10 protein-coding genes and 2 pseudogenes are annotated in these 9,798 nt (G+C 44.4%); 7 read left to right on the top strand and 5 right to left on the bottom strand.

The window, feature by feature from the left end:
• Positions 1–118: pseudogene (locus tag AC2VE5_RS22215) on the top strand (IS1 family transposase); the annotation flags it as partial.
• A 12-nt stretch (positions 119–130) separates the two neighbouring features.
• On the opposite strand, the pseudogene AC2VE5_RS22210 reads toward AC2VE5_RS22215, so the two are convergent.
• Positions 131–223, bottom strand: a pseudogene (locus AC2VE5_RS22210) (DUF6887 family protein); the annotation flags it as partial.
• 91 nt (positions 224–314) lie between these two features.
• Between AC2VE5_RS22210 and AC2VE5_RS22205 the strand changes: the two are divergent.
• Positions 315–1,262, top strand: a complete 948-nt coding sequence (locus tag AC2VE5_RS22205) for an aldo/keto reductase (RefSeq protein ID WP_486889858.1) — start codon at positions 315–317, stop codon at positions 1,260–1,262.
• 39 nt (positions 1,263–1,301) lie between these two features.
• Here AC2VE5_RS22205 and AC2VE5_RS22200 read toward each other — a convergent pair whose 3' ends face one another.
• Both AC2VE5_RS22200 and rimO read right to left on the bottom strand, forming a co-directional pair.
• On the bottom strand, positions 1,302–2,699 hold the full coding sequence (locus tag AC2VE5_RS22200) for a DEAD/DEAH box helicase (protein WP_486889857.1): 1,398 nt from the start codon (positions 2,697–2,699) through the stop codon (positions 1,302–1,304).
• Between the two features lie 85 nt (positions 2,700–2,784).
• Positions 2,785–4,110, bottom strand: coding sequence for a 30S ribosomal protein S12 methylthiotransferase RimO (rimO, locus tag AC2VE5_RS22195; protein WP_486889856.1), 1,326 nt, complete (start codon positions 4,108–4,110; stop codon positions 2,785–2,787).
• Between the two features lie 449 nt (positions 4,111–4,559).
• Here rimO and btpA point away from each other — a divergent pair, with 449 nt between their 5' ends.
• Positions 4,560–5,405 (top strand): photosystem I biogenesis protein BtpA, encoded by an 846-nt coding sequence (gene btpA / locus AC2VE5_RS22190; protein ID WP_486889855.1) that lies wholly within the window; start codon positions 4,560–4,562, stop codon positions 5,403–5,405.
• A 329-nt stretch (positions 5,406–5,734) separates the two neighbouring features.
• Positions 5,735–6,694, top strand: a complete 960-nt coding sequence (locus AC2VE5_RS22185) for a vitamin K epoxide reductase family protein (RefSeq protein WP_486889854.1) — start codon at positions 5,735–5,737, stop codon at positions 6,692–6,694.
• 10 nt (positions 6,695–6,704) lie between these two features.
• Here the strand turns inward: AC2VE5_RS22185 and nadB are convergent, their stop codons facing one another.
• Together nadB and psbU are read right to left on the bottom strand one after the other, a co-directional pair.
• Positions 6,705–8,381 carry an L-aspartate oxidase gene (gene nadB, locus AC2VE5_RS22180; RefSeq protein ID WP_486889853.1) on the bottom strand — a complete coding sequence of 559 codons (1,677 nt, stop codon included), beginning with the start codon at positions 8,379–8,381 and terminating at the stop codon, positions 6,705–6,707.
• Positions 8,382–8,465: 84 nt separating this feature from the next.
• The gene (gene psbU, locus AC2VE5_RS22175; RefSeq protein ID WP_486889852.1) at positions 8,466–8,915 is read right to left on the bottom strand and encodes a photosystem II complex extrinsic protein PsbU; all 450 of its coding nucleotides are present in this window, start codon (positions 8,913–8,915) and stop codon (positions 8,466–8,468) included.
• A 261-nt stretch (positions 8,916–9,176) separates the two neighbouring features.
• Here psbU and AC2VE5_RS22170 point away from each other — a divergent pair, with 261 nt between their 5' ends.
• The 3 genes from AC2VE5_RS22170 to AC2VE5_RS22160 all read left to right on the top strand — a co-directional run.
• Positions 9,177–9,473, top strand: a complete 297-nt coding sequence (locus AC2VE5_RS22170) for a CHASE2 domain-containing protein (protein ID WP_486889851.1) — start codon at positions 9,177–9,179, stop codon at positions 9,471–9,473.
• 39 nt (positions 9,474–9,512) lie between these two features.
• Complete coding sequence (locus AC2VE5_RS22165) at positions 9,513–9,674, top strand: hypothetical protein (protein WP_486889850.1); 162 nt, start codon at positions 9,513–9,515, stop codon at positions 9,672–9,674.
• 27 nt (positions 9,675–9,701) lie between these two features.
• Positions 9,702–9,798, top strand: a 97-nt coding sequence (locus AC2VE5_RS22160) for an IS1/IS1595 family N-terminal zinc-binding domain-containing protein (protein WP_486886923.1), incomplete at its 3' end; no start/stop codon positions are given.

Raw genomic sequence — 9,798 nt, 5'->3', positions numbered from 1 at the left:
TTACTTCAATTGGATTTGGCAGCATAGTCGGTTCAAGTCCACTGCCGCACAACGAGCAGGATTAACCTCTCGACCATGGACTTGGAATGATATCGTGACCTATCCCACAATAATCTGACGCACTACCTTTTTCAGCATGGAGTTTGTCAACGTAGGCGTGTAAAGCTTCCTCCTCACCTCGGTGTGTTAACACGTAAACTCGAAGCTCCGTCACAATCATAGTAGTAAAATTTGGTTACGCTCATATTACCTACCTCCCTTGCTCCCAACTCCAAAGTTACACTAGAGAAATGTAAACAAGTGTAAAGGTAACAATGGAAACAATCACACTAGGGCAAAGTAGTATAGCAGTGCCACCATTATGTATTGGTACGTGGGCTTGGGGAGATAAGCTGTTTTGGAGCTATGGCAGCGATTACGACGAAAAACAGCTAAAAGAAGCTTTCAGCGCCGCTCTAGAAGCGGGTACAACTTTCTTTGATACGGCGGAAATTTATGGGTTGGGGCTATCGGAAGAACTTTTAGGGCAATTCATGAAGCAGAGCGACAAGCAAGTGCAAATTGCAACTAAATTTGGTCCTTTACCTTGGCGTTTTACCGCTCAATCCGTCTCAGAGGCTCTAACAGAAAGCCTCAAACGCCTCCAAGTAGAGCAAGTAGCGTTGTATCAAGTGCATTGGCCCTTTAGCTTTTTGATGAGCCAAGAAACCCTCATGAATGCCTTAGCTGATGAAGTTCAACGCGGTAGAATTGGCGCAGTGGGTGTAAGCAACTACTCCGCCCAGCAAATGCGAGAAGCACACAAAATTTTAGATCTTCGCGGTGTACCTTTAGCTGTAAACCAAGTTCGTTACTCGCTGCTAACTAGACAAATTGAAAGTAGTGGGATAACGGCTACAGCAAAACAATTAGGCGTTACTTTGCTTGCTTATAGCCCTTTAGCCCAAGGAAGACTAACGGGCAAATATCGCCCCGATAGTTCCGAAAAACCTACAGGCGCTAGATCCTTCGATCCCCAATTTAGTAAGGCGGGATTAGAAAAAATTGAACCAGTGGTAGCCTTGCTTAGACAAATTAGTGAAAAACGTGATCGCACTCCCGCTCAAGTTGCCCTCAATTGGCTAATTGCCCAAGGTAATATAGTAGCAATTTCGGGCGCAAAAACAGCCCAGCAAGTCCAGCAAAATGCTGGCTCGTTGGGCTGGAAACTAACTAATGATGAACTGGAGCTAGAACAAGTTAGCCGTCCTTGGCTCCATTAAAGGACAATAGGGAAGAAAGTTAATTTCCTCCCTAATACCTTAGTTATTTTTCGATACTGATGGTTGCCCAGAACGCTTAATTAAGACTGGCTTAGGTGAAGAAATCCTTTCTTCTTCAGCATTTACCGCGTCTGACTGCATCCAAGTAGGACGAGTTTTGTCATAAGCCATCTGTAAAGCTGCTGCCGCGATCGCATGAGCGTCGTATTCTTCGCTCAATTCACGCACAATGGGTAAAAATGATGCCAATCTTTCGCCAGATAAAGCTTCTTTTACTTGAACTTGCAGCCTTTCAATTTGCCGAGATTCAATTTGCGCTCTAGTTGGAATTGTATTTATTTTCCAGTTTTGGCGGACGTGGCGTTCGATTTGCTGCTGTTTGCGGCGCTCAAAGGTCTGGACTACAGAAATTGCTGTCCCTTCATTACCCGCTCTACCTGTACGACCAATCCGGTGAACGTAGGTTTCTACGCTGTCGGGTAAGTCGTAGTTAATTACATGGCTCAACTGATCTACATCCAAGCCTCTTGCCGCAATATCGGTAGCAATTACCCACCGGACTTGCTTATTGCGGAAACGACTTAATAGCCGCTCTCTAGCTTGCTGAGTCAAGTCTCCGTGGTATTCGTCCGCGCTATGACCAGCATTTTGTAATTGGTTAGTCAATTCTGCTGCCGTGCGACGGGTGCGAACAAAAATTAGTGCTGATTCTGGATCTTCTAGTTCCAAAATTGACTGTAAAGCTCTAGCTTTTGTCCATTGGCGGGGTACTATGTAAGCTACTTGATTGATTTTTGTTGGTGCGGCTTTGGGCTGCTCTACCGTAATTGTTACGGGGGACTTCAAAAATCTGGCAACTAAGTGGCGAATAGTTACGGGCATTGTTGCCGAGAATAAAGCTGTTTGGCGCTCTGCGGGGGCTGACTTGAGGATTTTCTCCACATCATCAATAAAGCCCATGCTCAACATTTCGTCGGCTTCATCCAACACAAACCATTTAATTGATTCTAGTTTTAAGTTTCCGCGCTCTAGTAAGTCGATTACTCGTCCGGGTGTTCCTACAACTATTTGTACACCACGCTTGAGTTGCAGCATTTGACGGTCAATAGATTGTCCGCCATAAATTGCCGCTACTCGGATGTCTTGATTGCCTACAAAGCTAGTGATTGCAGTACAAACTTGCACCGCGAGTTCGCGAGTAGGAGTCAAAATTAAAGCTTGCACTCCTTTTTGAGTGCTATCAATTTGCTCTAATATTGGCAGGGCAAAAGCGGCTGTTTTGCCTGTTCCTGTTTGCGATTTTGCTACTACATCATTGCCCTTCAGTACTTCAGGAATTGCTTGGGCTTGGATGTTGGTAGGCTCGGTAAATCCTAGGCTTTCTAATTGGCTAACACGAAATGCCGAAAGTCCTAAGCTTTCAAAGGAAAGAGTCATTTATTCTCCTAATGTTTACGTTTAGATAATGATCTTTGTATGAGCGTTTTACGGGATTTTATGCGGTGGAATCGGTTCCACGCTTTTAGTTGTAACTATTAACTATTTGCCCGTATAAGTCGTATATGTCAGCATCCAAGATTGTTACTGGCACAATCGAGCCTAGCGCGGCTTTGCCTTGGACGTAGACTAAACCATCTACTTCGGGCGAAAACCGAGCGGAACGTCCAATCAATTCTCCAGTTTCGGGATTTTCTTGCTCAATTAGTACGTCTACTACTTGACCGATTTCCTGCTGGTTTTTTTGTAACGAAATTGGTTGCTGGAGTTCCATCAACTCATCTCGTCTTGCCTCCATGACTTCTTGGGGCAATTGATTGGGTAATTTATAAGCAGGGGTTTCTTCTTCTGGTGAAAAAGTAAATACTCCTACATGATCGAATTGATGGCGCTTTACAAACTGTAACAAATGTGTGTAATGTTCGTCTGTTTCGCCAGGAAATCCAACGATAAAAGTCGTCCGCATGACTGCTTTTGGCAAAGCTGCTTTCAGTTTTTCAACGATCGCATCGTTAATCGCGCCTTGCCAAGGCCGATTCATTGCCCGTAATATTTCCGGGTGAGAATGCTGTAAGGGCAAGTCTAAGTAAGGTAAAACGTTGGGTGTTGCGCAAATCGCTTCAATTACTTTAGGTGTTAACCCCGTAGGATAGGCGTAGTGCATCCGAATCCAAGGAATATCTACTTTACCAAGTTCCTTTAATAACTGGGCTAACTTTGGTTCGCCGTACAAATCTAAGCCGTAGTTGGTAGTAATTTGGGAAATTAAGATAATTTCCTTTACTCCTTGGCTTGCTAGTTGCTTGGCTTCGGTGACGATAGATTCAATAGAACGCGATCGCTGATTTCCCCGCAAGTGCGGAATAATGCAAAAAGCACAGCGATAATCACAACCTTCTGCTATGCGTACGTAGGCTACACCTTCAGTGGTCGTCCGGTAGCGGGGTGTTGTCTCATCGGCGATATAGGTTGGTTCGGGGGAAACTAGCTTTACTCTTTCTCCTGCTTGTACCCGCGAAATTACATCGACAATTTTGTGGTAGTCGCCAGTACCAACTACGGCTACGGCTTCTGGCAATTCGTCTAATAGTTGCTCTTGGAAATGCTGCGCCATGCAGCCTGTAATCACAATTTTCTTATCTGCTTCGGCAAGTTCTACCAAAGTCCTTACAGATTCTTCTCTTGCTGATTGAATAAAGCTACAGGTGTTGACAATAACATAGTTTGCTAACTCTTCATTACTGTCTACATTGTACCCTGCCTCTACCAGCAGTCCTAGCATATGCTCGGTGTCAATTCGGTTTTTCTCGCAACCTAGATGTGAAATTGCTATGGTTGGCTTATCTCCCATAAAGTGAAATAACGCTCGTATGAAGTTAACGCGATGCTCCTGAGTGTGACTTTAGGCGCGAAGAAGTTTAATTCTTCATAGCTGTATAATCAACTTAGGAGGCTAAAAAATGCCGTTTGTAGCGGGGCTTAGTCGATGAAACTGTATTTCTTTAAACTTTATAATTTTTAAACTTTAAAGCACCAATTTAGATTTTGGTATAGGATACCGTACTTTACCCTAGAGATAGGCTCATCTCACAGTAACGCTTGGCGTAGTAGTGGTAAGCCTTTAATTAGCAGGAGTGGCAAACTCCTGTTCTTGCATCGTTTTTATCTTAACATATCTTATGGGTACTTTACGGCTCAATTTTCCAATTCTGGGAAAAAGGCATAATAAAGACCTGTTTGTGTAAAAATTTAACGGAACTTTAGCTAACCAGTAGTTGGCTGAATTCAGATAGGAAAGAAGTGGACTTAAATCGGCTATTTAAAACCCCAAATCCGATCGTTGGTGTTGTTCATCTACTGCCTTTGCCTACAGCGCCCCGATGGGGAGGTAGCCTTAAAGCTGTAATCGATCGCGCAGAGCAAGAAGCAACGGCTTTAGCTAGTGGCGGAGTTAATGGCATTATTGTCGAAAATTTTTTTGATGCGCCGTTTACAAAAAGTCAGGTAGATCCGGCGGTGGTCAGTGCGATGACGATTGTTATCGATCGGTTGATGAATTTAGTAACTTTGCCGATTGGGATCAATGTGTTACGCAATGATGCTCATAGCGCGATCGCAATTGCTAGTGTGGTCAAAGCGCAGTTTATCCGGGTAAACGTGCTTACCGGGGTAATGGCGACTGACCAAGGGCTAATTGAGGGGGCGGCGCATCAATTGCTGCGTTATCGTCGAGAATTGGGCAGCGATGTGAAAATATTTGCCGATGTGTTGGTCAAACACGCTAGACCTCTGAGTTCGCCAAATCTTACGGTGGCTGTGCAAGATACTATTGAGCGGGGTTTGGCAGATGGGATCATCTTATCGGGTTGGGCAACGGGTAGTCCGCCAAATCTGGAGGATTTGGAGTTGGCAAGTGCGGCGGCTAAAGGTACTCCAGTTTTTATTGGTAGTGGCGCAAATTGGGAAAATATTTCGACGTTGATGTCCGCCGCCGATGGGGTGATTGTCTCTAGTTCTCTCAAGCGTCACGGGCGGATAGAACAACCAATAGATCCCAACCGAGTTAGTCAGTTTGTGGAAGCGGCTACAATCGCTAAGTCTCCTTTACCTTCGGTAACACCTGATTCTGTTACCTTACGAGCATAATTAAAGTAAGTTATGCTGCCTGTATTGTCTGAAGAAAAACCAAAATATGGGGGGTCTGCCCCCCAAACCCCCCATTGGGGGACGAGTTGCCTCCCCCAAACCCCCTGCAAACAATATCTTGTCTATGAGTCTACAAGTCTCGTGCGTTCAGCAGTGTTCGGGTGAAGATTATTGAAAATGAAAATAAGCAAAATTATAGGGCTGGCTTTAAGAAAAAATAAAGTCCGATCTTTGAAAATAAAAGCTTTTTAGGGTGGCAAAAGGTTAATTTTTAATTGCTGTAAGTTTTAGTTATCGTAGTTTATTCAATAAATATTAGGGTTATTTTAATGAGTCGCCGTCGTTCTATTCCTTGGATTCATCGCTGGTCGCGTCCCATAATTGCTGCGATCGCCGGATTTGGAGCTTTGACTACTGCTTATCTCACTGTGGCTAAGCTTTCTCTAAATCCTGCGGCTTGTCCGACAAAAAGCTGCGATTTGGTTCTCTCTAGTCCTTACGCGGAAGTTTTTGGTCAGCCTTTGGCTTTGTTTGGGTTTTTGGCTTATGTTAGTATGTTGATCTTTGCTTTGGCTCCTTTGGCAGTGGATGCCGCAAAAAATAAAGATTTGCATAACAAAATTGAGAATACAACTTGGCTATTGCTCTTGGCTGGCGCGATCGCGATGACGGTTTTTAGCAGCTATCTCATGTATCTGCTGGCTTTTGAACTGAAAGCTTTGTGTATCTACTGTCTGGCTTCGGCGCTGTTTTCCCTTAGCTTGCTTGTATTAACAATTGTTGGTCGTACTTGGGAAGATATTGGACAAATTTTCTTTACAGCGATTGTTGTTGGTATGGTGACGCTAATTGGTACTTTAGGCGTTTATGCTGGAGTCAATGGCAATGGTGCGGTAGCTCCCACAGGGCAGGTAGCTGTTAGACCAGTAACTCAACCAACCCCTGGCATTGGCTGGGAAATTACAACTACTTCTGGGCAATCAGAGATCGATCTCGCCCGTCACCTTACAAACATTGGTGCTAAAGAATATATTGCTTGGTGGTGTCCTCATTGTCACGAGCAAAAATTATTGTTTGGTAAGGAAGCTTACAAAGAGATTACTCATGTCGAATGCGCCGAAGGTGGCATCGATCCCCGCCCAGACTTGTGTAAAACGGCAAATATAGAAAGCTTCCCGTCTTGGGAAATTAAAGGCAAGTTGTACCCAGGAGTCAAGTCTTTGAACGAACTTGCCGATCTTTCTGGTTATACAGGCGATCGCAATTTTGCAATTGTCTCCGCGCCCTAGATCTAAATCTTCACCCTACTAATTGCGATTTCCATACCCGATCTTTTTTGACTAAGGTGTGGACTTGCCAATCGCGATCGGTTTGCGGATAATCTTGGCGGTAGTGACCGCCACGGCTTTCGGTACGAAACAAGGCGCTTTGCAAGATTAAATAGGCAATGTCGAGCAAATTACGAGTTTCTCCCCACAAATATAGTTGTTGGTGGGGAGTTTCTTTGTCAAAACTACCTATTTGCGCCGCAGGTAAGTCGAGCAAAAATTGACTTAAAGGTAACTTTGTAAATTCTTTTCGCAATATTTCTACTTGAGCAATTCCTGACTCTAAACTTTTTTGCTCCCGACAAATTCCCGCACTTTGCCAGACTACACGCGGTAGTTGTTCGCGGATACTTGCTAAGGTTGCTTGTTGAGAATCCCAGCCGCTTGCCATAAGTTTAAATACCGATTCGCTGCTAGAAGATTGCTCTGGACAACTTACATCCTCTAACTCCAATTTAGCCATCTGAGCGCCAAATACAATACATTCCAATAAGGAATTACTCGCCAAGCGATTAGCCCCATGCACTCCGGTACTTGCAGTTTCTCCCACTGCATATAAACCCGGTATGGAGGTGCGATTGCTTAAATCTGTTTCAATTCCCCCCATCCAATAATGAGCCGCCGGAGCAACAGGAATTGGTTGAGAAAATACATCTAGACCCCATCGCTGACATACTTGAATAATATTTGGGAAGCGATGACTAATTTTCTCTTTGGGAATCGGTCTTAAATCTAGCCAAACATTCGCCTTGGCTGGGTCTGTAGCGTTATTTTGTAAGTGAGTAAAAATAGCCCGACTAACGATGTCTCTAGGCGCTAGTTCTCCTTTGGGGTGATAGTCGAAGGCAAAGCGTGTACCAGTGTCATCGACTAAATGCGCGCCTTCGCCTCGGACTGCTTCGCTAATTAAAAAGCTATTTGCCCCAGGAATCGTTAAAGCTGTAGGGTGAAACTGAACAAATTCTAAGTCTCGTAGCATAGCGCCACTCCGCCAAGCCATTGCAACTCCATCTCCCGTACTAACGGCGGGGTTGGTGGTATGAGCAAAAACTTGACCGCCGCCTCCGGTTGCTAAAACGACAGCTTTGGCTCGTACCCAAATTATCCGATTATTATAAATTAAACTAATTCCTTGACAGCGACCAGTTTGGAGATTTAGCCATAGACTTAAAGCTAAGGTTTGTTGAAGAATTTGAATATTTTGGCGCTGCAATACTTGGGCGGTAAGAGTTGTAATTACTTCTTTGCCTGTGGTGTCGGCGGCATGGAGAACTCGGCGGCGAGAGTGGGCGGCTTCTAAAGTTAAAGCTAGTTGCTCTCCCTGGCGATCAAAAGCTACACCCATATTCACTAACGATTGAATGCAACTAGGGGCGTTTTGGGCTAAAAATGTTACCGCCTCCAAGTCGCATAAACCCGCACCCGCCGCGATCGTGTCTTCTAAGTGCAGTGAGGGAGAGTCTTCAGGAGACATCGCCGCCGCAATCCCTCCTTGCGCCCAATCGCTGGCGGATAGAGAAACTGTATCTTTAGTAATTAAACCAACACTAAGAGTGCTAGGAAGACAAAGCGCGGTGTACAGTCCTGCTGCACCCGCGCCCACTACTAAAATATCAAAGGCTTGAGAGAGATTTTGTAACTGAGTCAAGGTGGGGAAAATAGTTTTAAGTTAAACATATATTTATAACTCAAAACTTACTTAACTTGGGGCGCTCACTTTTACCAGAATAGATTATCTGTAAATACCGTTGTTGTAGCGATCGTCGCCTTCGTTAAAAACAGAATCAAATTCTGTAACGGCGAAATTATCCAAGTTTGCTTGGAGGATTTCTTTTTGGCGATCGCTTAGTCCGACAATTTTCAACACGTCTTCTACTTGGTTGTAGGGAGCATTTTGGATGATAGCTTTGGCTAAAGTCGGATACATACCTGGATAGCGTTGGAAAGCCCGGACGTTGGTGTTATTTAGGTCAATTTTTTTGCCAAATTCTGTATCTAGCTTGTCATCGGCTTTATTACGCAATTCTTTGGTAGGGAGTTCTACCTTGGCTAAAATTGGTACTGATGTATGAAAGCTGGTGCTAGGCAGAGCTAGGGCGACGCGGGAGGAATCTCCGCCCACTAATCCCCAGCAGCCTACGATCGCTAGCAATATTGTTAATCCGCGTATTAATATTCTCACTTTTTCATTTACCTCTTGTTTGGGCGTTGCTGAGATCGACACAGCACTTATCAGAAACTAATATACAGCGATGCGCGACCCTGAATATTTACAATGCTGTTAAGGAATGCTGCTTTTAAAACGCTCTATATCTATACTGCATAATTTAGGCAAGAATCCGCTATAGTCTAGGCTAGATAATAGAATATATCTGGTTTTACTTTTGAGCGGACAGCCGGGGCTAGAAAGTGTAGATAGTATTAACTTTTAATTTATTCACCTATGAGTTCTTCGTCCTCAAAACCGGGTAATTTTCCTAAACTAGCTTCATCGCTTTTGAGTGGAACAGTCATTATTGCTAGTATTGCCGTCTCAGCGTTGGTCATTGGTGGAAAACAACTTTCGCTTCTAGAAGGGTTGGAATTAAGTTTTGCTGATAGTTTAGTGCGCCTGCAACCAGATAATGGTGTCGATCCTCGCTTATTGGTTGTCGCTGTTGATGAAGAAGATATCCGCAATTTGGGCAAATGGTCCGCCACGGATCGGGTAATTAATCAGTTGCTAGATAAGCTTAACTAAAGTAAACCCGCAGCGATTGGTTTAGATATTTACCGAGATTTGCCCCTAGAGCCAGGTAATGCCGAATTGACTACTAACCTCCAGCTAACAGACAATATTGTTGCTGTATGCAAGTCGGGTAATGGCGATCGCGATCGCGGTGTAGCGCCGCCGCCAGAAGTACCGGTAGTGCGTCAAATAAACGTGGGATTGGTAGAGTAGAGGGGATCTCTCATCTGCAACTCGTCCATGCAATGCCCTTTGTGTGATCATTCTAAAGCCCATAAACACGGCAAGATGCCCAACGGACATCAACGCTATCTCTGTCCTGTTTGCCAACAGACGT

Source organism: Aliterella sp. E5.1, from assembly GCF_057473825.1.
This window is presented reverse-complemented; position numbering and strand designations above follow the sequence as displayed.